This window comes from Ferrigenium kumadai, from assembly GCF_018324385.1.
Taxonomy (GTDB): Bacteria; Pseudomonadota; Gammaproteobacteria; order Burkholderiales; family Gallionellaceae; genus Gallionella; species Gallionella kumadai.
In genome coordinates, this window is the sequence record NZ_AP019536.1 from 1,589,201 (window position 1) to 1,612,246 (window position 23,046).

Sequence of the window (23,046 nt, forward strand, 5' to 3'; positions counted from 1 at the left end):
CCTATTCGTACAGCTTGGTGGGATCGAAGATCTCGTCTGAGATCTTGATGCCGCGAGTGATCAAACGATCGGTGAACTTGGGACGGATGCCGGTGGCGCGGAAATGCCCCAGCACCGTCCCATCCTCGGCCACGCCGGTTTGCTCGAAGGCGAATATCTGCTGCATGGTGATGATTTCGCCCTCCATCCCGGTGATCTCCTCGATGCTGGTGACCTTGCGCTTGCCATCGGTCAGGCGGGACACATGGATCACCGCGGTAAGCGCCGAACTGATCTGCTGGCGCATGGCCTTGGGCGGCAGATTCAATCCTGTCATCCCGATCATGTTCTCCAGGCGGGTCAGCGCATCGCGCGGAGTGTTGGCATGGACCGTAGTCAGCGAACCTTCGTGACCGGTATTCATCGCCTGGAGCATGTCAAAGGCCTCGGCGCCGCGCACCTCCCCGAGGATGATGCGATCCGGGCGCATGCGCAGGCTGTTTATCACCAGCAACCGCTGGGGTACCTCGCCCTTGCCCTCGATGTTGGGTGGCCGCGTCTCCAGACGCACTACATGGGGCTGCTGCAACTGCAGTTCTGCCGCGTCCTCGATGGTGATGATGCGTTCGGAATGGGGGATAAAACCGGATAGGATGTTCAGCAGGGTAGTCTTGCCGGTTCCCGTGCCGCCGGAAATCAATACGTTCACTTTCGCCTTGATCAGGCCCCCGATGATTTGCGCCATCTCCGGCGTCAGGCTCTTGCCGCGGATGATGTCGTCCATAGCCAGCGGCGTGACGGCAAAGCGGCGGATAGACAGGATAGGCCCGTCTATCGCCAGCGGCGGGATGATCGCATTCACCCGCGAGCCGTCCGGCAGCCGCGCATCCACCATCGGGCTGGATTCGTCGACGCGCCGGCCGATGCCCGACACGATCTTGTCGATGATCTTCATCAGGTGGGCATCGCTCTCGAAGCGCACGTCGGTCAGTTCCAGCTTGCCCGCACGCTCCACATACACCTGACGATGGGTGTTGACGAGAATGTCGGAAAGGGTCGAGTCCGCCAGCAAGGTCTCGATCGGCCCCAATCCCAGCACCTCATGCTGGATGTCCCGCACCAGGCTCTTGCGCTCGGCTTCGTTGATCGCCAAGGTCTCTTCCGAGAGCAGACGCTCCACCAGCACCTTGAGCTCTTCCTGAAGCAGCTCCCGCGGCAAGCTTTCCATGAGCGCCAGATCGACGCGGTCCAGCAGTTTCTGATGGATGCGGGATTTCAGTTCCTGGTAGGAGCGGTTTTCAGCTGCTATCGCCTGTGGCGTCGCCACCGGCGACTGCGTAACGTCATGTTTAATGTTTTCCAGCCTGTCTCGTAATGACATGATTCAGCTCCCAGTGTAATTTCCGACGCATCGATCCGGCCTGCGGCGGTTAATTCCATCACTCAAAGTCCCGGCAACGCCTCATTTATTCGCCGTCTGCACTACAAATGCACTTGCCCGGTAAACCAACCTCTCATGCACGGCCAAGCAAATGGCCCAACCAACCGTGTTCCCGGGTTTCGCCATGCTCAAGGTCATGCCCGAGCTTGAGCAGGTTTTTTGTAACCGGATCGCTTTTGTCCATTTTCAGGATCGGCACGCCCTGATTGACCGATGCCGAGACTGACGCATAGCTGTTGGGAAAAATGATCATCACCTTCATATTCAGGGTGCGCTCCACATCCCCCAACTGGACATCGCCTCCCTTTTCGTAACGGTTGAGGATCAGATGGATCTTGTCCATACCGTAATCCAGGGATTGCAGGGTGGAGATCAAACGCTTGGCGTCCCGGATGAATGGCAGCGTTTCCTGCATCACCGGGAAGATCATGTCCGCATAATCCAGAGCCTTGATGCTCACCGCATCCAGATTGCGCCCTACGTCCAGAATCACGTAGTCGTATTCACCCACCGCCAGACGCAGCAGCACTTCGATATGCGCCGGTACCACATCCGCCGCCTTGGCGGGGTTTTCCGGGGCCGCCAGCACGCCATAATTCGGCAACACCTGCATCAGGCTGGATGCGAGAAGGGACGCATCGAGACGCAAAATCTCATGGGACACATCCGCCAGAGTGGTGACCGGAGCACGATCGGAAACGAACAGCGAGGCATCGCCGAATTGCAGGTTCAGATCGATCAGCACCACCCGCTTGCCGTACTCGGCAGCCAGCACATAGCCCAGATTGGAGGCCAGAAAAGTGGCGCCGCTGCCGCCTTTGCAGGCAAGGAAGGCCAGCACCTTGCCTTTGTGCTGCGGCTTCTCCGCGCGCACCAGCTTCTGTTCGATACGCGCCACCGCGTCTATCAGCGCCTGGGGAGCAACCGGGAGCGGCAACACATCGCGCACCCCCAGGCGCATCGCCTGGATCACGTTCTCCGCCGAAACCTTCTCGCACAGCATGATGAATCTCATGCCGGGATGACGCTGACTGACGCTTTCCAAAGCCGTGATTGCATCCTGCCCGTCGCCCGAGCTTTCGATGACGATCAGGTCGGGCTGCTCCTGGTCGGCGACCGCCCCAAGTTGCTCCTTGCCACCCTCGAACAATAGAACAGCATGGGGGTGCCCCGCTTCCTGAAGGATATGGAGAATGCTCTCCATATGTTTTTTGTTCGGCGATATGGCGGCGATTTTCACGATTTTCCTTGTCTTCCTTTATCGGTTTCTCTGCGCATCAAGTTTTGTACGGCACTCATGCCGCACACCCACCTCGCATGAAGCCCAGGCTTTCGGCCGGCATGACCACGGTCGAGAGCGGAAGCGGGATGCTCGGCAAGGGGAACCAGACCAGCGTTCCGATCAGGGGAGTGAAACTGGCATTGACCCTCACCCGGACATAACCGATGCAATTCCGAGGCGTGCCAACGGCATCAGGTATGATGCAGTTGCTCGCATTTTCATCTACGTTGTCCGGCAGATTCGCACCAGTCAGTACCGCCATGTCTGCCCGGCGCAATGGCTCTATGGTGATGTTGGCGCTGGTGAATTCAGGAGCTGCCGGCAGCACCGGCAAGCCCATCATCCCCCGTGCATCCCTCATGGTGTTCCAATCCTCCCGCCAGCAGACCACCGCCTCCCTGGCGACATAGCGGGTCACTTCCTGGACTGAGTTCCACAGATAGAGTCCGCGGCCGAATTCCACGATCCCGAACAGCACTGCGAAGAAGAACACGGCGATGAGCGCGAACTCGACCGCGGCCGCACCGCGCTGTTTTCTTCCGGAAGCTCTCACGAAAATGCTCACGGTCAGCCCCCCATGTAACGCATGGTGGTGTAGGGCTGGATGCCGAGATTGTAGCCAGCAGCCTCGCCGAGATAGCCGATCGGCAACCATTCGCCCAGCCTGATGCCGTAATCGACGACAGCGACGGTCACATAGGTCGAACCCAACACCGCAGCAGGGGCCGAGCAAAGCGAGCCGTCACAACGCACCTCGACTTTCGTGTCATCAAAATCCGACAAGCCTGCTGCCGTAGCAGCCGTTGTCACCATACCCTTGGCATTGGCAACCACGTTAACCAGCCTGACATTGCAATCGCTTGCTGATTCACCGGCATTGCATTTCACCATCGTCAGGTACCTGGCCGCATCGCGCGTGACCTTGGCAAGGCTGTCGTAAAACCAGAAGGCGCGCCCGAACTCGATGGCGCCACCGACGACCAGCAGCAGGACAGGCAATACGAGTGCGAACTCCACTGCCGCCGCACCGCGCTCCGATCTTCCCCATCTTGTAAGCTTGGTCTTGTTCATGTTTTCTGCTCAGCGATAAAGGCGTATGGTTGGTGACAACTCTGCATCTGAAAGCAGGCCGGCAAATTCACCGGTGATGCCATCTGCGTTGGTAGCCGTCCGTTGCATGAAAAACTTGCCTACCCTGAGTACCGTCATGGGACGGCAAATCCCTCCGGCCGCTGGAGTAGTGCAATCCACCAACACCACGTTCAGAAGGCGCCTGCCTTCCTGGCCATTTTGTACCGGCTCTCTGTAATATTTGGCGTCAAGACTCTGCAGTCCATAGGAATAGGGAGACTTCCCCGCCGCCCATAGATTCGCATCCCCCGTATAGGTCGGTCCGGGTGTTGCGGGAACGGATGAGACCCCGGAAGGATAGAGTTGCGACCAGGTCTCAGGAACGCTGCTCGCAGGGGGAACACCGCTGACGGCAGTCCTGTTATAAGACCAGAGCACGCCGTAATTGTCGTCACAGTTCCCGGCGCAACCGCCGCCGCTCAAATTAGTGTTGAGTACGCTGGTTGGCAGCGGGGCAACCCGTGTGACATTGGTTCCGGACGGTCCCGACAGCCAACCATCCAGCAGAAAAGCCGATGCTTGCTTCGGCAGGGGCCCCATCCAGTTGTTGGAGCCCCCATTCCCGGAACCCGGAGTGTACTGCCTGATGTTTGCATCCGGCGGGCAGGTGTCACGGTCCAGGGAACTATCGAGGGGAGAACCATATTGATCGAAGCGCGTGTTCAGCGCTCCAAGAGATTTTCCAGCTGCCAGCCCCGTATTGGTCCACACCGTGCTCCCCGTCGTTCCCGAGATAATGGATTTTCCCGTGCACAGGAAAGGCGCAGCAAAGTCCGCGCTCCCCTCGTTCTCTTCGCAGCCTTCTTGGGTACTCGCCGTGGGGTGCAGATATAACTCGGTTCCCGGCCCCAGCCCGGCCAGAGTCCCGTTGATGACCCCGAAATTATAATTGACGCCCCGCATGTAACCGTATTCTGTCTCGTATTTGCCCCCGCCAGTTTCGAACTGAACCCATTTTTCAGGATGTTGCGGATCCAAGGCACAGAGTCCAAGGGGAGCGATGTTGTTCATGAATCGTCCCGCCACGGCACTGCCATAAGTGCTGACGTTAAGGAGGTTCCAGATCCCTGCGAACCAGGTTCCCATGGCGCCGGTTTCGGTATCCACCTTGATGAAATACAGCCCAGCGGGCTGCACCTTCGCTTCAGCCACCGTCTTCCAGACCGATGAGTAAGGAGCCGCGCTGAAGTGGATGTTGCCGGACGGCAAGGCGACCTCTTCCCAGCCGAGAGCGCCCATGAACCTGTTGCGCTGAATGGAGTTATCGTTGCCATTGGCCGTCAGTTTCTGTGCCCAGACTACCGCCCTGTCGATACCGCCCTCGGTCCCGTTCAGCTCTTTCGCCCCGCTCAGCGCCGCCGCATCCGCCGCGTTCTGCTGCCCAGTCCTGGCGAGATAGAGATGCCCCAGGTCGATCACCAGGGCGAGGAAGCCGATGAACAATGCCAAACCGATGCCAACGACGACGGCGACTGCGCCGCTCTGCCGTTTTTTCAAGTTGGCTCCGATTTTCATTGGCTTCCCTTTCGGCTCAGCCTGTGCTTACTTCAGGGTCGTTCCGACGTTCATTATGCCGATGCCGCCGCTCGGCGCCGCAGCAGGCGTTTCGTAGGCCTTGTGGTAATTGTCTATGCTGGAGTTTGCCGCTTGGCCGTCGATGCCCGTCACCGGATTTCTGTTCTGGGATGCGTCGGGATTGATGACCTGCTGGGCCTTGGCCATGTTCGCGGCCTCGCCGAATTTTTCGTCCAGGCGAGGGGTGGTTGTGGCGGTGCAGCCGGCCAAAACAGCCACTGCCAGCAACCCGGCGCTCATTCCTTTGATCCATTCGCTTTTCATGATCGTCTCCTTATTCGTGAAACCTCTGGTCCGTCCCCCCTAGCCATCACGCAGCGAGAGAGAGGCAAGGGGCAGCCCCTGATGCAACTCCTGTGTCCGTAACCGGACAAGCCCTGGTTATCTCAGCGGCAGACGTTATTTCATCTGAAAGCCACCGGAGGCAGGAGCCTGTTCCGCGGGTGCAGCGGGAGCAGCCTGAGACTGAGACTCAGCCTTTGGCGAGCCTTCGAGCTTGCCCTCCAGCAGGTACTCGGCACGCGAGGGCTGGATATAGTTATCCGTCGGCAGGACATAATCAGGCGGCAACGGTTTCACCAAGCGCGGCGTAATGACGAACACCAGTTCGCTACGGTCGTGCACGAAACTGGTGCTGCGGAACAATGCGCCGATCACCGGCAGTTCGCCCAGGCCCGGGAATGCCGTGACGGTTGCCGTGACATTGCTCTTGATCAGGCCGCCGATGGCAAAGCTCTGGCCGTCATTCAACTGCACGGTAGTGGCGGAGCGACGGGTTGTGATCGTGGGCAGGAGCTGCGTGCCGACAGTGATATTTCTCCCCAGCTCGGAGACTTCCGGCGCCACCTTGAGATTGATGCGTCCGTCTTCCAGCACCGTCGGCGTGAATTTGAGCGCGACCCCGAAGTCTTTTTGCTCGAGGGTAATGGTGGATCCCCCTACGCCGACCTGCGGCACCGGGATGTAAATGCTGCCGCCGGCAAGAAACGAACCTTCCTGCCCGCTCATAGCCATGATGTTCGGCTCGGCCAATATCTTCACCAATCCGTCCTGTTTTGCGCCGTCCAGGGTCAGCGATTTCTGGGCATTGCCGAGAGTGATGGAGGCGGCGTTGGGTGTGGCGTTGGTTGTTCCTGTCAAAAAGTTCGCCAGGAGAGAATAGGTCATGTTGCCGTTAAATCCGCCCAATGCCCCGGTGAACCTGGAACCCAATGCATCCGTCAGCGTCTTGTCCACTTCCGCCACTTTCACCTCCAGCATCACCTGCTGGGGAGCCCCGACCTGGAGAAAATTAAGGACCTTCTTGCCGCTATAGGCTTCGGCCAGCGCAACGGCCCGGTCCACCTTGACCGCATCGGATGCGGTACCGGTCAACACCACCGTGTCGGCCGCCGAGGCCACGCGGATGTTCCGCTCACCGGGTAGCAGTTGCTGCAATTTTCCCTGCAACCCACCGGTGGCTTTCCCAACCGCCCCGCCCACCACGGTCACGTCCATCACGGTAGTCTGTCCGGATTTGTCCTTTAGCATCACGACCGTCGAACCGGGCGACCTGCCATTCAGCACAAGCTCCCTGAGACTGGTCACCCTGACCTGCACCACTTTCGGGTCGTCTACCGACACCTTATCCAGCCTGGTTTTTTCAGGCAGCCGGATCAGGTGGGATTGGCCCACGGCAAGTTCCAGATAGGGCGCGATCTCCGTCGCCTGAGGAACAGGATTGGGAGTCACCTTGGCCGGCGCAGTCCTGGGGACTTCCGCGGCCTGCAAAGGCGCGGCAATCAGCGCAATCCCCAGAGCCGCGGCAAGAAGCTTGCCACCATATCGCCACATGATCTTGTGCTCGTTCATCATCGTTTCCTCTCTGTCATTGCGCGTAATCATTGTCACCCCCGATGCATTAGCGATTGCTGCATGGGCCCAACCACGAAATGCTGAACAACATTCGCCCCATTCCACCCGGCTCCGCTGCCATGCCACTGCGACACCGGAATACTCGGCTGCCGGCATCACTTCTCTCCCGCCGGAATATCGAATTCCTCGACACTCTTGGTATCTCCCCGGATGACCTCGACCTTTGCCTTGGGCGGTCCCGATTTCACCCGCGGTTTGCGGGAGGTCGTCGCTGTCTTGACAGAGGGCTTGGTCTCGGCTGGCTTGGTCTCAACGGGCTTGACCTCGGACTCGGGGGCGCTCTTCAGCAGGTCCTTCTTGTAAACGCCCGCGGTTGATATTTGCGTGTTATCGAGCTGGTTCCTCAGCACCAGGGAAAGGCTGCCCACACTGCGAGCCAGGTCGATTTTTTCCGCCTGTTCCGGAGTGACCTCGAGAGTGACGGCATTCACGACTTTGGGTTTACCCTCGCCCTGACCTGTTTCCTGCGCCACTGCCAGAAGAAGAATGTGTTCGAGTACGATCTTGGATATGCTCTTGTTCTCGCCCATCGCACGGGCGGACTCGTCCGTGGTGTTGACCAGAATATCCACATAGTTGCCGGGCAGAGCGAACCCCGCCACGCCGACCACGTCATTGACGCGCACCGTGATGGCTCGTTTGCCTTCCTTGATGGCGAATGACAGCCCCGGCTGCGCACCGGCGGGAGCGAGCTTGGATTCCATGATCGGTTCGCCCTTGAGGATGCTCCCCCTGACGACACGACCCTCATTCGTTTTGGGATCCTTGAGCAGCGAGTCCCTGTCCTTGGCCAGGATCGTCCCCTGCGGGATGCTGCCCTCCGGCCAATTCTGCACCGACAGCATGTCGGGGGTCAGTCGTGCCCCCAGCTCGATGTCCGTCTTCGCGACCACCACCTGGCTGGTCGACACTTCCGCCTGCTGCGCAACCCAGCGCGATGCCAGGATCACAGCGGCCAACCCGATGATCACGGAGATCACAATCATCACTATGGCTCTAGGATTTTTCATCTGCCTTCCCCTTTAACGTAGGTGGTCGTCTCACTGAAAACTATGCCCGGCTAAACTCCATGTCTCTCGCCAACACTCATGTCCAACCGCTCTTCCATGCAGCCTTCCAGGCGAGATACCCCAAGGTTCCCGCAGCAATCGCCACGGCGTAAGGGAATTTGCCTGCCGTTACCGGCGCGTCTTCAAGCGTGGGGACACTGCCCCCGGCTATCCTCACCGCGCCGGAACATAAAACTACGCGAACGTTTTGCAGCGTTCGCCGCAACACCCCGACTTTCCACGCATAGCCAAGCGACAAGACCCCGCCCGCGAGAAAAGTGGCGAGGGTGGCACCAAGCGCGTCCACCGGCCCCAGAAACAAGCCCACCATGGCCATCAGCTTGACGTCACCCGCCCCCATCGCACGGAGCAGGTACATCGGCAGCAGAGCCGCCAGTCCGATCGCGCCGCCCTCAATGGCATTCAGGATCCCCGCCCCGCCCGGAATATGCGTCGCAGCGAAACCGGAACCCTCAGGCATAAAGACGTTCAGCAGGAGGCCCAGACCCGCCCCCCAGAAAACGATGGGATTGGGGATACGGTGACTCCGCACATCCTCACGGACCGCTGCGAGCAACAGCAATGCCATCGGCAACAAGGCAATAAGCGCAGCCATGCGAGGAGTCATAAGCGATCACACCTCTTCAAAGTAACCGGTCAATCCCGAAACAAAATCCTGCGCGATGATCATCGTGAATTCATGAAACATCCGTGTTCAGCAGGCTTTTGCGCCATTGATACCGCCCAGCAACTTACAAAGCCGATTGAAGGAGTTCTCCACCTGAGCGCCGACAATCAGAGTGATGACAACGATCACCGTAGCGATGGCTGCTACCAGGATGGCATACTCCACTGCAGTCGCGGCTTCTTCTTCAGCTACAAAATTCGCCACAGACGATAGAAAGTTTTTCATCACAGGTCCCTCACCAGATTAAGCCCTATAGCGAAAATCATCCGCATCGCTTGTCCGCGCACTCTGACTGTTGCGCAAGCAGGCCGAATGTGGCCCGCTCGCGAAACAGATACAGCACTGTCTTGCAGCTACGAGCAAGCTTTTGCGCCGTTAATGCCGCCAAGTGCCTGGCAGACCCTGTTGAACGCGTTCTCAACCTGGGCACCGACAATCAGAGTGACGATAACGATCACCGCGGCAATGGCCGCCACCAAGATGCCGTATTCCACGGCAGTCGCGCCTTCTTCTTCACGGATAAAATTTGTCAACGGCGAGAAAAAATTCTTCATCACGATCTCCTTAGTTAAGTACCTGTTAAAGTCACCCCTGACCGCCGCCCTCAACGACATCGTGTGCTGTGACACATGACACCTTGAGCAGCTGTCCGAACTACACGTCACCACAACCCCTGTGCTGCAGACTTCGGTGTGGAATTTAGGCTTCAGGTGCGGCCGGGACAATACTGTCAAATACGTAATTCAAGGCGGCCTTGAACTGAGCACCGGGGAGCGCGAAGAAAATCAGTAATTGACCGTATGGCTCGACGTACAAAGCCTGGAGTAGATTCGAGTCGTCCAGCAGCTATCACAATTGTCAATACAGATGGCATCTCCAGCTTCCTCCGCAATTCCCTGCACCAGCAGATACTCAGGCCTGTCATGGCCGCTCATCATCGGCGCGTTGACCTATCTGGGCTTATTGGCCTATGGAAACCTGCTGCTGGGAGATGGGGACTCCTATTGGCACATCGGCGCCGGCCGATGGATCATCGAGCATGCGGTCATACCCGCTTACGACCCTTTCTCCCACACCATGCGGGGGGCGCCATGGACGGCGCACGAATGGCTTTCCGAAGTGATCATGGCCCTCGCCTATCAAGCCTTCAGTTGGGCGGGAGTGATCGCGTTGACGGCCGCCGCCTTTGCTGGCACCATGGCGATCCTGACGCGCTTCCTGCTGAAGGACTTTGAACCCGTTCACGCATTGATATTCGCGGCCCTGGCCGTGATGATGACGGCGCCGCACTTGCTGGCCCGCCCCCATGCGCTCGCCATGCCGCTACTGGTCCTGTGGGCAGCCCAACTGGTACGCGGCGCAGAACAAGGACGCGCACCCAGCCTCTGGCTGCTGCCCGTCATGACCCTGTGGGCCAATCTCCACGGCGGGTTCACCCTCGGGCTTGCACTTGCACTGTTCTTCGCGGTGGAGGGTGTCCTCAATGCGCGGCAGAAGAATGAAACCTTCAAGGCTGCAAAATCCTGGTCTCTCTTTGTCGGTCTTTCCCTGATAAGCGCGCTGCTCACGCCCCACGGAATCAAGGGCATCCTGTTCACTGGACAGCTTCTGAGCGGAAGCTATGCCCTCGATCACATTTCTGAATGGCAATCGCCGAGCTTTCACCGTGTCCAGCCCCTGGAGATCTGGCTGCTGGCCGGTCTTGCCGTGGCTTTCCACCAAGGCCTCCGGTTGCCGGCCCTCCGGCTGTTGCTGTTGCTGGCGCTGGTTCACCTTGCACTGAAACACATGCGCAATGTCGAGCTGATCGGCTTGCTGGTCCCATTATTTGTGTCGGCACCGTTCGCCAGGCAATGGCAGGAACGGGCCGCCACGGGACGTCAGCTCGCGAACGTGGATCGAATGTTCCATGAATTGGCCAAAGTAGCGAGCCGCCGCGCAACGACTCTGACGATGATGGGACTGCTGCTGATCACGCCATTGTCCGTACAACAGAGTGCGGCGATTCCGAAAGAAGACATCTCGCCTGCCGGTGCACTTCAGGCAGTGCGAAACGCGAACCTGACCGGGCCTGTGCTGAACGAATATAGTTTTGGCGGATATCTCATCTATGCCGGCATCCCGCCCTTCATTGACGGACGTGCGGATATGTATGGCGACGAGTTCATGAAGACGTATTTCGAATCTATCAACCTGACGACCTCGGACGGCCTGCAAAAACTACTGCAGAAGTACCGCATCGAATGGACGCTTCTGCCTCCAGATACTGCCGCGGTGGCTTTGCTGGATCAGCTGCCGGAATGGAGCCGCCTGCATGCAGACAAAGTCGTCGTGGTCCACGTCAGGAATACGGCGCGTAAAAAGGAAGAAATGCCTTGAGCCGTTTGCCCGCGACCCGCCGGCAGTGGCTGGCCCTGGCTGTCATATCGCTATATTTCCTGCTCGCACTATTTCTCGGCCTGTCCCGCCACTGGGGCTACATCACATCCATCAACGACCTCGGGGTATTCGACCAGGCGGTGTGGGGAACGATGCACGGCCAGTTCCTGCTTAACACCAGCCAGCTCGATCAACCGATCAACTGGCTCGGTTTTCATTTCAATCCCGTGATCCTGCTGTTTGTCCCTCTCTATGCCATCGCCCCCTATCCAGAATGGTTCACGCTCGCCCAAGCGCTCGCGCTTTCACTTGCGGCGTGGCCGATCTTTCTGCTCGCAAGCCGCATCTGCCGGTCCGAAACGGCGGGGCTGTTATGGGTAGTCGCCTATCTGGCCAACCCGTTCTTATTGAACGCAGCGGCATGGGATTTTCACCCCGTCTCTCTGGCCGTGCCCCTCATTGCACTTGCCTTGCTGTCCGTCGAAAAAATGGATCGCCGCCTGTTGTTCGTTTCTTGCCTGCCGCTGTTGTTGATTCAGGAGCAGTTTGGACTGACGGTTACCGCCTTTGGACTTCTCTGGTGGTTGCGCAACCGACAGTGGAAAATTGCTGTCGGCCTTGTTCTGGTGGGCATAACGCATACCGCGCTGGTGCTGGGAGTGATCATGCCAGCGCTCTCACCCACCGGCTCCCATGTGATGTTTGCCAGCGAATTGGGACACCTCAGCCGCTATGGATGGCTGGGAAAATCTGCTGGCGATATGACGTCCAATTTGCTGCACCATCCCTGGTCGATCGCTCAGGCGGTATTGTTCGATCGATTGGGCTGGACTTACCTGACCTTGTTGCTCTTGCCCTTTTTCGGGTTCCCCCTCGCGGCAACTGTTTACCTGCTGCCTGCGCTTCCGGATCTCGCGGCCAACCTGCTTTCGTCCAACCCGATGCCCAGGAGCGTGTTCGCCTACCACAGCGTAACGCTGGTGCCCGTACTCACCATAGCTGCGGCCTATAGCGCCCGGTGCATCTCGCGGCAGTGGGAATGGCTGTCCAACGCACAGATCAGCGGGCTGGCTCTCGTCTCCAGCCTGGTCATGGGCTATGCTCTGGCTCCCCTGCCCATCGCAGGCGCGGTCAACTTCTGGGCCCCCGCCCGCTTCCCGGTTGTTCCCGATCCGGCACCCGCCGCAATCCGGGCGGCACTGGGCAACGCTTCCGCTTCCGTCCAAGGCAACGTCGGCGCGCATTTTTCCCAGCGCAGCCAAATTAATACTTACCCGAAAAAACCGGAGGGAGTAGAGGCGATCGTCCTCAGGCTGGAGAGCCCTACAAGAGAGATTTCCTCATCCGATCCCGGAGAAACAGCCACCCTTGCATCGCATCTGCAAATGCGGCCGGCAGAGTACCTCGCCTCGATCGAATGCCTGCTTTCCCGTGAGGATTTCAAAGTAGCACTGTGGGAGGATCCATGGCTGGTCTTTTCGCGCAACGCCATGATGGACGCCACGGTGCGGCGTGAAATTGAATTGAAGCTCCTGCGGCTCCGGCAAGAATGGAGAATAAATGCGGATGAGTACATTGCCGCATTGAAAACCTGCCCTAAGTAATAAAATTCCCGGACCGGTACTGGCCGGAACAAGCTCGCGTTCAGGTCAACTCGCGTACCTCGCGCCCCGAATGATCCATCTTCAGACTACAGTATTCCCCCAATAGCCTTCCCATTTTCGACTCGTTACCATCGGCACGAATCCAACCGAGGGCAGCATTTCCTGACATGAGGGATAACGCAAATGGAATCTATGCCGCACGAACTGAACGGTTCCTTGTTCAGTTCATTTCATTCGCATCCGCCGGGGCTACAGGCACGCTCATCCAGTACGCGCTGCTGTTCATTCTCGTAGAAGCGCTTTCGATGTATCCGGTCGCCGCCTCGATTATCGGATCTGTGGCCGGCGCCCTGGTCAATTACCTGCTCAGCCATCACTGGGTGTTCCACAGCCAGCGCAGGCATTCGGAGACCCTGTCTAAATTCCTCACCATAGGAGGACTGGGCATGATGCTGAATGCAGCGATCATGTACGTACTGGTCACGATTGCAGGCATGCATTACTTCCTGGCGCAGGTTGCCGCAACCGGCATCGTCCTGTTCTGGAATTTCCTCGGAAACCGTTTCTGGACATTCGCCGATGAAACAGGAAACGCCTGATCCCGCCTTTTTTTCGCTCGAGACGTCAGTCCCTTCGACTGCACTCATTTCGGTGATCGTTCCTGCTTACAACGAGGCCGAAGTCCTGCCTGAGTTCCACCGGAGACTATCGCAGACCCTGAGCGGGCTGGATCTCGACAGCGAGATCATCTACGTCAACGACGGCAGCAGGGACGCCACCGTCGTCATCCTGCATGCCCTGCAAAGAAACGATCCCCGGGTGACCATCGTCGACCTGAGCCGGAATTTCGGCAAGGAGATCGCCATGACGGCGGGGATCGATCACGCTTCTGGCGATGCCGTGGTGGTCATCGATGCCGACCTGCAAGACCCGCCAGAATTGATCCATGAACTCGTCAGGCATTGGCGGGACGGCTACGACGATGTCTATGCCAAAAGGGCGTCGCGCGATGGCGAGAGCCTCATGAAGCGGGCGACGGCGCACCTGTTCTATCGGCTGCTTCACGCCTTGAGCAATGTCGATATCCCGCCCGACACCGGCGACTACCGCCTGTTGAGCCGCCGCGCGGTGGATTCCCTGAAGCAACTGAAGGAGCAGCACCGGTTCATGAAGGGGTTGTTCAACTGGGTGGGCTTCGAGCGCAAGGAGGTTCTCTACAAGCGCGATCCGCGCAGCGCAGGAAAGTCAAAGTGGAATTACTGGCGCTTGTGGAATTTCGCTCTGGAAGGCATCACCTCGCACTCCACCGCCCCGCTCCGCCTGGCTTCCTATCTGGGCTTCTTTGTCGCCTTTTGTGCTTTTGTCTATGCCCTTTACATGGCGTATGACAAGCTGGCGCACGGCAACGCGGTTGCGGGCTACCCTTCGCTGATCGTGACCATGCTGTTTCTGGGCGGGATACAACTGATCACCCTCGGAATAATAGGCGAGTACCTTGGCCGCATGTTCGATGAAAGCAAGCGGCGTCCGTTGTACTTCATCAAGAACTATGTGCCGGCGCCGGCAGTAAAAAAACACGACCGCCGCATAAGCGATATCCCTGAGACCTATTTGTCCCCCCTGCCATAGCACCCACATCCCGCTGCGTTGCCCCGCCGGTACGCCGTTTTTTCCTTTCCTGCTATAGTTCGACCCGCTCAGACACTCCAGGGAAACGCCATGCAATCCATCCTGATCGCCAACCCGAAAGGCGGAAGCGGCAAGTCCACGCTGTCGACCAACATCGCCGGCTATCTGGCTTCGCAGGGCAAGCGGGTCGCGATGCTCGACCTCGACCGGCAGAAATCGTCCACGCAATGGCTCGCCAGCCGTCCGGCCAACCTCCCCCCCATTTCCATGCTGCATGAGCACGCGGCATCGGACAAGCGGGCGGACTGGCTGGTGATAGATTCTCCGGCGGGCCTGCACGGCAAGAACCTCGAGCACGCGCTGCACCTGGTCGACAAGGTGATCGTGCCCATCGCGCCATCGCTGTTCGACATCCAGGCCAGCCGCGACTTCCTGCAACTACTGAGCGAGGACAAGTCGGTGCGCAAGGGCAAGACCTTCGTCGGCGTCGTGGGCATGCGCATGGACCCGCGCACTCGCGCGGCGCTGACGCTGGAGCAATTCCTCCAGGGGCTGGGGCTGCCGGTGCTGGCCTACCTGCGCGAGGCGCAGGTATACGTCAACGCGGCGTTCGAGGGAAAGACGCTGTTCGACCTGCCCGCGCACCTGGCCGAGCGCGAACTGGAACAATGGGCCTACCTGCTGCGCTGGATGGAAACGCGCGGCTGAATCAGGAGAATGACTTTATGGCATCGAATGCAACCCTCATTGGTGCGGCTCTCGTGGCTGGGCTTGCCGGCGGGCTGAATAAGCCGCCGGCGAACTGGGCCGAAGTGGACATCCGCATGCCTGCGGTGCCCCACGCCTACCGCATGCTGGACCAGCAGGGCAACCTCAGCGGCGACAGCACGCAAGGCACGTCCGCCCGTGAAAAGATTTCGCCCCAGGATTTCTTCCGCATCGTCGAACTCGCGCCCAAGGCGGTCCGCTCGCCCGCCGCGCTGAAGGAGCCGCCCGCTGCGGCAGACTCGTTGCTGCACATCAAGAATGGCGACGGCACGAACTACTATTTCGCCGGCGAGCAGGAACATTTCAAGGACGGCAATGCGCAGGAGATCTGGACCATTCTGCGTAAATACCGCAGCGGCGCATGGTGACCGGCGAGTCCGACCTGCTGTTGCTGCGCGACAGGCTGCGCGCCTTCGCCGCGGAACGCGACTGGGAGCAATTCCACTCGCCCAAGAACCTGAGCATGGCGCTGATGGTCGAGGTCGCCGAACTGATGGAACACTTCCAGTGGCTGACTGAAGCGCAGTCGGCCGATCTGACGCCGGAAACGCAGCAGGCCGTCAGCGAGGAACTGGCCGACTGCCTGCTCTATCTGGTGCGCCTGTCCGACCGGCTGGGCGTGGACCTGCGCGAGGCGGCACTGCACAAGCTGGAGAAGAACGCGACGAAGTACCCCGCGGAGCAGGTGCGCGGCAGCGCGAAGAAGAGATAATCCTCACGCACGGGGTGGGGTGTTGCAGCAAACGGCACCTCGACTTCCGCATAACCAGCCATTTCGAGCCGGCGTCGCCCAGACGTAACGGGCTTCATCACGCATTAGCGGCTGCCTTTCCCTCTCTGCCAGCCGTAGAGCAGCCCCCTACCTGTCCTAATACCTACCCCAGGACAAATTACGCAATTGGCTTAATGTCATTGGGTCTGACGACGCCGTATTCTCGCATCATTCCTGGCAACTGAGATTTGTTCATATCTTCCCAAAGCATGCCCTGATCAATCGGTTCCTGGCTAAGGCACAGGACCGGCAACAAATTGGAGGCCGTCGTGAACGTTTCCAGTGTTTCTGTTTACCAGCCTTACATAGAGAAAATCACCAGTCAGCTGGATTCCCAGTCGGCCGCCGCGCAGCGCTCCATTGATGAACTGCACCGGCTCTCGGCAAGTTATGAAGTCAAGATATCGGATTACGGAATGATTCAGAGCGATCTGTCCAATCTGCAATCGGCGGCACAAAAAATCAGTGGGATCGATGCATTTTCCCTCTACAGTGCAAAATCTACGGATTCGGCGATCCTCACCGCATCTGCGCAAAAAAATGCACCCCCAGGTACATATAACATCAGGGTTAGCCAGTTGGCTCAAGGCGAAACGCTGGTATCCGCCGCCCGACAGAACCCGTCTGCAGCCATTGGCAGCGGCTCTCCTTCGACGATCAATTTCCAGTTCGTGAACGGCGCCAGTCAAAGTGTCACGATCGACAAAAGCAACAATACCTTGCCGGGGATCGCCGCCAGCATCAACCAGGCGGACATCGGCATCTCTGCCTCGGTTGCATTCAATGGCTCGGCCTTTCAGCTTGTGCTCAACGGCCCCAGTGGCAGCTCGAATGCCTTCAACATCGGGGGGAGCGGAGATGAAGCCGTCACTCATCTTCTGTCCTATTCGAACGGCGCCACAAACAATGCGATGACACAAACCATGGCGGCCCAGGATTCACTGGGAAGCATAAACGGCACACCGTTCACCGGCTATAGCAACGTGGTTAAGGGTATAGCGGGAGGACTTACGCTCAATCTGGGCAAGACGGGCGATGCGGCCATCACCGTTGCCACCGACATGGTGCAAATCACCAGCGCAGTGCAATCATTCGTGGACACCTACAACCGTGTGCAAAGCGATCTGGCCACATACCAGACAGGGGAACTGTCGGGCGACCGGACGTTGCCGGCGCTCAGCAATCAGCTTTCAGATGACCTGAAATCAGGATCGAACCCATCAACTGGCTCGCTTGAGCAAATTGGCATCACGCGCAATCAGGATGGAGCCCTGGCATTCGATGCCAAGGTATTTCAGGATGTTTACGCCCAGGATCCGGCAGGCGTCGCCCGTCTCTTCACCGACAATGGAACCGGCCTCGCCGACCAGATCTCAAAACAGCTCCAGAACGTCCTTCAACCGAGCGGCGGCATCTCATCAACCATCGATCAGCTGTTGACGAAGATCCAGGATAACCAGCAAATGGAGAGCAGCATTGAATATAACTCTATCCAGGACCTGCAGTCTTCCGCACACCAGTATGCGCAGCAACTGGCGATGATGATCGTTACGGACATCGTAAATCAGTTCATGCAAGGCGTTTCGCCTCAGACCAACCGGGCTCCGGAGAAAACATCTGGAATGTCATTTCCCGTTGGCATGGGAACCGGTTCAAGCAATACCTGGCAGTCGAACCGCTTGAACATCACCCCCGGCGTTTCATCGCTTGAAACGCTGATGAACAACCTCGCGACCCAATACAACGAACCATCTCCCGTGTTAAACACGGGCAACCAAGCCTGAGTGTCTTTTAAAAATTAAAGGGGCCAGGCTCAAATCAGTTATTCATTCCCGCCCCTCGGTACACTCAACTCACTGCCACCCTCGCCGCCCCCTGCCGCATCGTCCCGACCACCGCCGCCTGCTCGAACCCGGCTTCCCTGAAACGGCGCAGCACTTCGTCCGCTGCCTCGGGCGCGACACTCACCAGCAGACCGCCGCTGGTCTGCGCATCGGCCAGCAAGCGCTGTTTCCAGGTCTCCACTTGCGGGGCGAAGTCCACGTCATGCCCATAGCTCGCGAGGTTGCGGTCGATGGCGCCGGGGCCGATGCCCTGTTGTGCCAGCGGCAGGGCTTCGGACAACACCGGCACATGGTTGAACTTCACTTCCCCGCCCAGCGCCGAGCCTCGGCAGATCTCCAGCAGGTGGCCGAGCAGGCCGAAGCCGGTGACGTCGGTAAGCGCATGTACACCGTCCATCGCGGACAGCGCGCTGCCCACTACATTGAGCTTGGTGGTGGTCGCAACCATCTGCGCATAGCCTTCGGCGGAGAGCATGTCCTTCTTCAACGCCGCCGCCAGCACGCCTACGCCGATGCCCTTGCCGAGGATGAGCATGTCGCCGGCCTGCGCGCCGCTGTTCTTCTTCAACTTATCGGGATGGACGATGCCCAGTGCCACGAGGCCGTAGATCGGCTCGACGGAGTCAATGGAATGTCCGCCCGCGAGCGGGATGTTGGCAGCCTTGCACACCGCTTCGCCGCCCTGCAGGATGGAGCGGATGGTCTCGACCGGCAGCTTGTTGATCGGCATGCCGACGATGGCCAGCGCCATGATGGGCGTTCCGCCCATCGCGTACACATCGGACAGCGCATTGGTCGCGGCGATGCGCCCGAAGTCGAACGGATCGTCGACGATGGGCATGAAAAAATCCGTGGTGGCGATGATCGCCTGCTGGTCGTTGAGGCGATACACCGCCGCGTCGTCGCTGGTCTCGGTGCCGACCATCAGGTCGGGGAACGGCAGCTTTTCCTTCACTTCGCCGAGGATGGATTGCAGCAGTCCCGGCGCTATTTTGCAGCCGCAGCCGCCACCGTGAGACAATTGGGTCAACTTCACTTCAGATGCACTCATTACCTTACCCGCCAATGCTTTTCAAAACCGCGAACCTATCACAGCTGGCCGAATTTGACGAAATTATCGACGTGCGTACGCCGTCCGAGTTCGCCGACGACCATATCCCTGGCGCGATCAACTGCCCCGTGCTGTCCGACGAGGAGCGCATCACCGTCGGCACGCTGTACAAACAGGTCTCGCCGTTCGAGGCGCGCAAGGTCGGCGGCGCGCTGGTGGCGAAGAACATCGCGCACCATCTGGAGACGCGATTCCACGGTCACCCGAAGTCCTGGAAGCCGCTGATCTACTGCTGGCGCGGAGGCCAGCGCAGCGGCGCGATGAGCATCATCCTCGCGCAGGTGGGCTGGGCCGCACACAAGCTGGAAGGCGGCTACAAGACCTATCGCCGCGACGTATTGGAACAACTCGATACGCTGCCGCAGAGCCTGAACTACCGCGTAGTCTGCGGCCCGACCGGCTCGGGCAAGAGCCGATTGCTCGCCGCACTGGCAGAGACCGGCCATCAGGTGCTGGACCTCGAGGGGCTGGCGCAGCATCGAGGCTCAGTGCTGGGCAAGCTGCCGCAGAAGCCGCAGCCCTCGCAGAAATGGTTCGATAGCCAGTTGCTGCTGGCCTTGCGCGGATTCGATCCTGCGCGCCCGGTGTACGTGGAATCGGAAAGCAAAAAGATCGGCAGCATCGCCCTGCCCGCCGTGCTGTTCGATGCAATGCATGCGAGCGCCTGCCTGTTGCTCGAGACGCCGATGGACGTGCGCGTCGCGGGACTGCAGGAAGACTACCTCCACTACATCAACGATCCGGAAGCGCTGATCGCGCAGCTGCAGTCACTGCATCAATTCCACGGCAGCGAGAAGCTGGAACACTGGAGCGGGCTGATCCGCGCCGGGGATTTCCCCGCGCTGGTCGAAGAACTGCTCATGCTGCACTACGACCCCACCTACCTCCGCGCGCTGTCGAAACACTACGCGAACCTGTCTTCGGGGCAGACCCTGGTGCTGAACGACTTGTCGCATGCAGCGTTGTGCGAGGTCGCGCACGGACTGGAGACTTAAGACTTTCCAGGCATTGCGGCGATGTAACTCATCGGCCGGTGCTTATGACTTATGATGCACATCCTTCCCAATCTTCCCGACAGCACATCACGATGAACACTCATGACTTGTTGATCATGGCGATTCCCGCCCTGGTCGCCCTTGGCGGCGGCATACTGGCTTCTGTCTGGAACCCGAACCACCAGATGCGCAGCCTGATCCAGCACTTTGCAGCCGGGGTCGTATTGGCGGCGCTGGCTGTCGAACTGCTGCCCGAGATTGATCGCGAACATGCGCCCGGCCTGGTTCTGGTCGGTTCGTTCGCTTTGGGCAGCCTGTTCATGTACGGGTTGAAATTGTGGACGATGCGGCTGGAGCATCGGGCATCGGCGACAAACGAGGCTACCGGACTAAACACCGGCTTGCTGCTGGCCACCTTCATCGACGTGGCTACCGACGGTTTCATCATCGGTGCGGGCTTCGCCGCCGGCGGCGAGACCGGCACCATTCTGGCACTGGGTCTGTCGGTTGAGCTGTTGTTCCTAGGCCTGGCGCTGGCTTCCGCAGCGACAGCCGGTTGGCGCATCGTCGCCATTTCCGGCGCGCTGGGCGGCACGGTGATGGCCTTCGCACTGATCGGCAATGTGTTGCTGGCCGGCGCATCTCATGCGGTTATCGGAGGCGCGCTGGCATTCAGTGCGGCGGCGTTGCTTTACCTGGTCACCGAAGAATTGCTGATGGAAGCGCACGAAGTCGAGGAAAAACCGGTTTCTACTCTGGTGCTGTTCGGCGGATTTCTGGCATTCTGGAGCATTCAACTGCTGGGGCGATAAGGGCCGACACGCTATCCAGCCCTCACCGGGTTGGGGCGTGCCGGTTCACTCGACCGGCGCATCGAACAACCAGGCATCCATCGCCAGCAGGCCGAAGGTCATCACGGCATTCAGGTGCTGCGCGCTGCTAATGTCATCCGCTGCACCGAGCGCCACGAACAGCGGCAGCAGGTGCTCGTCGGTGGGATGGTTCTGTGCGGCATGCGGCGCGCCGCTGCGGTAGTCGAGCAGCGCCTGCAGGTCTCCCTCCCGTATCCTCGACGCGACCCAGTCGCGGAATTCCGTCACCCACGCAGGCGCAGGCTCGTCCTGCGGATGCCGGAAGATGGCACGCAAGTTGTGAGTGATGGCGCCGCTGCCGACGATCAGGATGCCCTGTTCTCGCAACGGCCGCAGCGCGCGGCCCAGCGCGACATGCCATGCCGGCCCCATGCCCGGCTGGATCGAAAGCTGCGCGACAGGCACGTTCGCCTGCGGAAACAAAAAACTCAGCGGCACCCAGGCACCGTGATCGAGGCCGTGCGACTCATCCAGCTGCGCAGAAATTCCCGCCTGCTGCAATGCGGCAACGGCGGCACGCGCCATCTCGGGTGCGCCGGGCGCGGGATAGCGCAACTGGTAGAGCTCGGCGGGGAAGCCGCTGAAGTCGTGGATGGTCTCGGGCCGCACGGCGCGGCTGACGGTCGGGACGGACGTTTCCCAGTGCGCCGAGATCATCAGGATGGAAGAAGGCTTGGGCAGGCGCTCGCCGAGCCGCCGCCACGCCGCGCCCGTCTCGCCGGCGTCGAGCGGCAGCGTGGGTGCGCCGTGTGAGAGAAACAGGACTGGCATCATCACAACACCTCCTGAGCGTATGAAACCACGGGTTCATCCTAGCACCCGGCACGCTGAAACGCATCCGGCTAAAATGCAGGCCAAAACAACAGGAGCAGCAAATATGGAATACAGACGACTGGGCGAAAGCGATTTGCACATCTCGGCATTGGGCCTCGGCACGATGACCTTCGGCGAACAAAACAGCGAGACGGAGGCGCACGCGCAGCTCGATTATGCCGTGTCGCGCGGGGTGAACTTCATCGACACGGCCGAGATGTACCCGGTCGCGCCGCGCGCCGAGACGGTGCACCGCACCGAGAGCTATATCGGCAACTGGCTCAAGCATCAGCAACGCGACAAGCTCATCGTCGCCACCAAGATCGCCGGTCCGGGACGCGGCTTCGCGTGGATACGCAACGGCCCGCGTATCAACCGCGAGCAGGTCAATGCGGCCATAGACGCCAGCTTGCGCCGATTGCAGACTGACTATGTCGACCTGTACCAAATCCACTGGCCGGACCGGTACGTCCCGATGTTCGGCGCGACCAGTTACGACGTGACACAGGAACGCGACAGCGTGCCCATCGCCGAGCAACTGCAAGTGCTGGTCGAACTGGTGCAAGCAGGAAAGATACGGCACATCGGTATCAGCAACGAAACACCCTGGGGCGCCGCCGAATTCGTGCGCTGCGCGGAGCAGCTTGGGTTGCCGAAGATCGCCAGCATCCAGAATGCCTACCACCTGATGAACCGCACCTTCGAGAGCGGCCTCGCGGAAATCTGCCATCACGCCAACGTCGGCCTGCTCGCCTACAGCCCGCTGGCTTTCGGGCATCTCACCGGCAAGTATCTCGCCGACCCGAAGGAGCATGGCCGCATCACGCTGTTCCCCAACTTCGGCCAGCGCTACAACAAGCCCAACGTGCCCGCCGCAACCAAGGAATACGTGCGCATCGCACAGGAAGCGGGGCTCAGTCCCGCAACGCTGGCCCTCGCCTTCGCGCGCACCCGCTGGTTCACCAGCAGCGTCCTGCTCGGCGCGACCTCGCTGGAACAGCTGAAAGAGAATCTGGACAGCGGGAAGGTCACGCTATCGAAGGAAGTGCTGGAGCAGATCGAGGCCGTGCACAAGCTGTATCCGAATCCGGCGCCCTAGCCGGCTAAGCGATTCACCGTAGAGGCAGCGGCCTTGAATCCGGATAAGATGGCACCAGTCATTTAGCCGCCATCCCCGGTTGCCGCCAAAGGGCGCGCGCC

General features: G+C 59.6%; 24 protein-coding genes. 11 read left to right on the top strand and 13 right to left on the bottom strand.

Annotated features, from left to right (window positions below):
• Position 1: 1 nt before the first annotated feature.
• The 11 genes from FGKAn22_RS07535 to FGKAn22_RS07585 all read right to left on the bottom strand — a co-directional run bounded on the left by FGKAn22_RS07535 (position 2) and on the right by FGKAn22_RS07585 (position 9,613).
• Positions 2-1,360, bottom strand: coding sequence for a TadA family conjugal transfer-associated ATPase (locus tag FGKAn22_RS07535; protein WP_212785017.1), 1,359 nt, complete (start codon positions 1,358-1,360; stop codon positions 2-4).
• Between the two features lie 133 nt (positions 1,361-1,493).
• Positions 1,494-2,624 (bottom strand): CpaE/TadZ family protein, encoded by a 1,131-nt coding sequence (locus FGKAn22_RS07540; protein ID WP_246487363.1) that lies wholly within the window; start codon positions 2,622-2,624, stop codon positions 1,494-1,496.
• A 91-nt stretch (positions 2,625-2,715) separates the two neighbouring features.
• Positions 2,716-3,267: a TadE/TadG family type IV pilus assembly protein gene (locus FGKAn22_RS07545; protein ID WP_246487364.1), complete on the bottom strand. Its 552-nt coding sequence runs from the start codon at positions 3,265-3,267 to the stop codon at positions 2,716-2,718.
• A 2-nt stretch (positions 3,268-3,269) separates the two neighbouring features.
• The gene (locus tag FGKAn22_RS07550; RefSeq protein ID WP_212785023.1) at positions 3,270-3,773 is read right to left on the bottom strand and encodes a TadE/TadG family type IV pilus assembly protein; all 504 of its coding nucleotides are present in this window, start codon (positions 3,771-3,773) and stop codon (positions 3,270-3,272) included.
• A gap of 9 nt (positions 3,774-3,782) precedes the next feature.
• Positions 3,783-5,348 (bottom strand): pilus assembly protein TadG-related protein, encoded by a 1,566-nt coding sequence (locus FGKAn22_RS07555; protein WP_212785025.1) that lies wholly within the window; start codon positions 5,346-5,348, stop codon positions 3,783-3,785.
• Between the two features lie 27 nt (positions 5,349-5,375).
• Positions 5,376-5,672 (bottom strand): hypothetical protein, encoded by a 297-nt coding sequence (locus FGKAn22_RS07560; RefSeq protein WP_212785027.1) that lies wholly within the window; start codon positions 5,670-5,672, stop codon positions 5,376-5,378.
• Between the two features lie 135 nt (positions 5,673-5,807).
• Entirely contained in the window at positions 5,808-7,292 is a 1,485-nt protein-coding gene (locus tag FGKAn22_RS07565) for a type II and III secretion system protein family protein (protein ID WP_212785029.1), read from the bottom strand.
• Positions 7,293-7,417: 125 nt separating this feature from the next.
• On the bottom strand, positions 7,418-8,332 hold the full coding sequence (gene cpaB, locus FGKAn22_RS07570) for a Flp pilus assembly protein CpaB (RefSeq protein ID WP_212785031.1): 915 nt from the start codon (positions 8,330-8,332) through the stop codon (positions 7,418-7,420).
• A gap of 76 nt (positions 8,333-8,408) precedes the next feature.
• Positions 8,409-8,987 carry an A24 family peptidase gene (locus FGKAn22_RS07575; RefSeq protein ID WP_212785033.1) on the bottom strand — a complete coding sequence of 193 codons (579 nt, stop codon included), beginning with the start codon at positions 8,985-8,987 and terminating at the stop codon, positions 8,409-8,411.
• 99 nt (positions 8,988-9,086) lie between these two features.
• Entirely contained in the window at positions 9,087-9,284 is a 198-nt protein-coding gene (locus tag FGKAn22_RS07580; protein WP_212785035.1) for a Flp family type IVb pilin, read from the bottom strand.
• A 128-nt stretch (positions 9,285-9,412) separates the two neighbouring features.
• Positions 9,413-9,613, bottom strand: coding sequence for a Flp family type IVb pilin (locus FGKAn22_RS07585; protein WP_212785037.1), 201 nt, complete (start codon positions 9,611-9,613; stop codon positions 9,413-9,415).
• Between the two features lie 301 nt (positions 9,614-9,914).
• Here FGKAn22_RS07585 and FGKAn22_RS07590 point away from each other — a divergent pair, with 301 nt between their 5' ends.
• The 8 genes from FGKAn22_RS07590 (at position 9,915) to fliD (ending at position 17,995) form a co-directional block, all read left to right on the top strand.
• Positions 9,915-11,438: a hypothetical protein gene (locus tag FGKAn22_RS07590; protein WP_212785038.1), complete on the top strand. Its 1,524-nt coding sequence runs from the start codon at positions 9,915-9,917 to the stop codon at positions 11,436-11,438.
• Positions 11,435-13,042: a DUF2079 domain-containing protein gene (locus FGKAn22_RS07595; protein ID WP_212785039.1), complete on the top strand. Its 1,608-nt coding sequence runs from the start codon at positions 11,435-11,437 to the stop codon at positions 13,040-13,042. Before FGKAn22_RS07590 ends, FGKAn22_RS07595 begins: the two co-directional genes overlap by 4 nt.
• Positions 13,043-13,209: 167 nt before the next feature.
• Positions 13,210-13,641: a GtrA family protein gene (locus tag FGKAn22_RS07600; protein ID WP_212785041.1), complete on the top strand. Its 432-nt coding sequence runs from the start codon at positions 13,210-13,212 to the stop codon at positions 13,639-13,641.
• Positions 13,622-14,671, top strand: coding sequence for a glycosyltransferase family 2 protein (locus tag FGKAn22_RS07605; protein ID WP_212785042.1), 1,050 nt, complete (start codon positions 13,622-13,624; stop codon positions 14,669-14,671). Before FGKAn22_RS07600 ends, FGKAn22_RS07605 begins: the two co-directional genes overlap by 20 nt.
• A 90-nt stretch (positions 14,672-14,761) precedes the next feature.
• On the top strand, positions 14,762-15,379 hold the full coding sequence (locus FGKAn22_RS07610) for a ParA family protein (protein ID WP_212785044.1): 618 nt from the start codon (positions 14,762-14,764) through the stop codon (positions 15,377-15,379).
• 17 nt (positions 15,380-15,396) lie between these two features.
• A complete protein-coding gene (locus tag FGKAn22_RS07615; protein ID WP_212785046.1) occupies positions 15,397-15,807 on the top strand; it encodes a hypothetical protein in 411 nt (136 codons plus the stop codon).
• Positions 15,801-16,151: a nucleotide pyrophosphohydrolase gene (locus tag FGKAn22_RS07620; RefSeq protein ID WP_212785048.1), complete on the top strand. Its 351-nt coding sequence runs from the start codon at positions 15,801-15,803 to the stop codon at positions 16,149-16,151. Before FGKAn22_RS07615 ends, FGKAn22_RS07620 begins: the two co-directional genes overlap by 7 nt.
• Before the next feature lie 329 nt (positions 16,152-16,480).
• Complete coding sequence (fliD, locus tag FGKAn22_RS07625) at positions 16,481-17,995, top strand: flagellar filament capping protein FliD (RefSeq protein WP_212785050.1); 1,515 nt, start codon at positions 16,481-16,483, stop codon at positions 17,993-17,995.
• 64 nt (positions 17,996-18,059) lie between these two features.
• Here the strand turns inward: fliD and selD are convergent, their stop codons facing one another.
• A complete protein-coding gene (selD, locus tag FGKAn22_RS07630) occupies positions 18,060-19,106 on the bottom strand; it encodes a selenide, water dikinase SelD (protein ID WP_212785052.1) in 1,047 nt (348 codons plus the stop codon).
• A 14-nt stretch (positions 19,107-19,120) separates the two neighbouring features.
• Here selD and mnmH point away from each other — a divergent pair, with 14 nt between their 5' ends.
• Together mnmH and FGKAn22_RS07640 are read left to right on the top strand one after the other, a co-directional pair.
• A complete protein-coding gene (gene mnmH / locus FGKAn22_RS07635) occupies positions 19,121-20,161 on the top strand; it encodes a tRNA 2-selenouridine(34) synthase MnmH (RefSeq protein ID WP_212785054.1) in 1,041 nt (346 codons plus the stop codon).
• Positions 20,162-20,253: 92 nt separating this feature from the next.
• Complete coding sequence (locus tag FGKAn22_RS07640; protein WP_212785056.1) at positions 20,254-20,973, top strand: ZIP family metal transporter; 720 nt, start codon at positions 20,254-20,256, stop codon at positions 20,971-20,973.
• 45 nt (positions 20,974-21,018) lie between these two features.
• Here FGKAn22_RS07640 and FGKAn22_RS07645 read toward each other — a convergent pair whose 3' ends face one another.
• Positions 21,019-21,807 (bottom strand): DODA-type extradiol aromatic ring-opening family dioxygenase, encoded by a 789-nt coding sequence (locus FGKAn22_RS07645; protein WP_343214979.1) that lies wholly within the window; start codon positions 21,805-21,807, stop codon positions 21,019-21,021.
• Positions 21,808-21,910: 103 nt separating this feature from the next.
• Here FGKAn22_RS07645 and FGKAn22_RS07650 point away from each other — a divergent pair, with 103 nt between their 5' ends.
• Positions 21,911-22,945, top strand: a complete 1,035-nt coding sequence (locus tag FGKAn22_RS07650) for an NADP(H)-dependent aldo-keto reductase (RefSeq protein ID WP_212785058.1) — start codon at positions 21,911-21,913, stop codon at positions 22,943-22,945.
• The last annotated feature ends 101 nt before the right edge of the window (positions 22,946-23,046 follow it).

Excerpts from the sequence above, each read along its gene's own strand:
- FGKAn22_RS07535 (WP_212785017.1), bottom strand. The coding sequence starts at position 1,360 with ATGTCATTACGAGACAGGCTGGAAAACATTAAACATGACGTTACGCAG.
- FGKAn22_RS07540 (WP_246487363.1), bottom strand. The coding sequence starts at position 2,624 with ATGGAGAGCATTCTCCATATCCTTCAGGAAGCGGGGCACCCCCATGCT.
- FGKAn22_RS07550 (WP_212785023.1), bottom strand. The coding sequence starts at position 3,773 with ATGAACAAGACCAAGCTTACAAGATGGGGAAGATCGGAGCGCGGTGCG.
- FGKAn22_RS07555 (WP_212785025.1), bottom strand. The coding sequence starts at position 5,348 with ATGAAAATCGGAGCCAACTTGAAAAAACGGCAGAGCGGCGCAGTCGCC.
- FGKAn22_RS07560 (WP_212785027.1), bottom strand. The coding sequence starts at position 5,672 with ATGAAAAGCGAATGGATCAAAGGAATGAGCGCCGGGTTGCTGGCAGTG.
- FGKAn22_RS07565 (WP_212785029.1), bottom strand. The coding sequence starts at position 7,292 with ATGATTACGCGCAATGACAGAGAGGAAACGATGATGAACGAGCACAAG.
- cpaB (WP_212785031.1), bottom strand. The coding sequence starts at position 8,332 with ATGAAAAATCCTAGAGCCATAGTGATGATTGTGATCTCCGTGATCATC.
- FGKAn22_RS07575 (WP_212785033.1), bottom strand. The coding sequence starts at position 8,987 with ATGGCTGCGCTTATTGCCTTGTTGCCGATGGCATTGCTGTTGCTCGCA.
- FGKAn22_RS07580 (WP_212785035.1), bottom strand. The coding sequence starts at position 9,284 with ATGAAAAACTTTCTATCGTCTGTGGCGAATTTTGTAGCTGAAGAAGAA.
- FGKAn22_RS07585 (WP_212785037.1), bottom strand. The coding sequence starts at position 9,613 with ATGAAGAATTTTTTCTCGCCGTTGACAAATTTTATCCGTGAAGAAGAA.
- FGKAn22_RS07600 (WP_212785041.1), top strand. The coding sequence starts at position 13,210 with ATGAGGGATAACGCAAATGGAATCTATGCCGCACGAACTGAACGGTTC.
- FGKAn22_RS07605 (WP_212785042.1), top strand. The coding sequence starts at position 13,622 with ATGAAACAGGAAACGCCTGATCCCGCCTTTTTTTCGCTCGAGACGTCA.
- FGKAn22_RS07610 (WP_212785044.1), top strand. The coding sequence starts at position 14,762 with ATGCAATCCATCCTGATCGCCAACCCGAAAGGCGGAAGCGGCAAGTCC.
- FGKAn22_RS07615 (WP_212785046.1), top strand. The coding sequence starts at position 15,397 with ATGGCATCGAATGCAACCCTCATTGGTGCGGCTCTCGTGGCTGGGCTT.
- FGKAn22_RS07620 (WP_212785048.1), top strand. The coding sequence starts at position 15,801 with ATGGTGACCGGCGAGTCCGACCTGCTGTTGCTGCGCGACAGGCTGCGC.
- selD (WP_212785052.1), bottom strand. The coding sequence starts at position 19,106 with ATGAGTGCATCTGAAGTGAAGTTGACCCAATTGTCTCACGGTGGCGGC.
- mnmH (WP_212785054.1), top strand. The coding sequence starts at position 19,121 with ATGCTTTTCAAAACCGCGAACCTATCACAGCTGGCCGAATTTGACGAA.
- FGKAn22_RS07640 (WP_212785056.1), top strand. The coding sequence starts at position 20,254 with ATGAACACTCATGACTTGTTGATCATGGCGATTCCCGCCCTGGTCGCC.
- FGKAn22_RS07645 (WP_343214979.1), bottom strand. The coding sequence starts at position 21,807 with ATGATGCCAGTCCTGTTTCTCTCACACGGCGCACCCACGCTGCCGCTC.
- FGKAn22_RS07650 (WP_212785058.1), top strand. The coding sequence starts at position 21,911 with ATGGAATACAGACGACTGGGCGAAAGCGATTTGCACATCTCGGCATTG.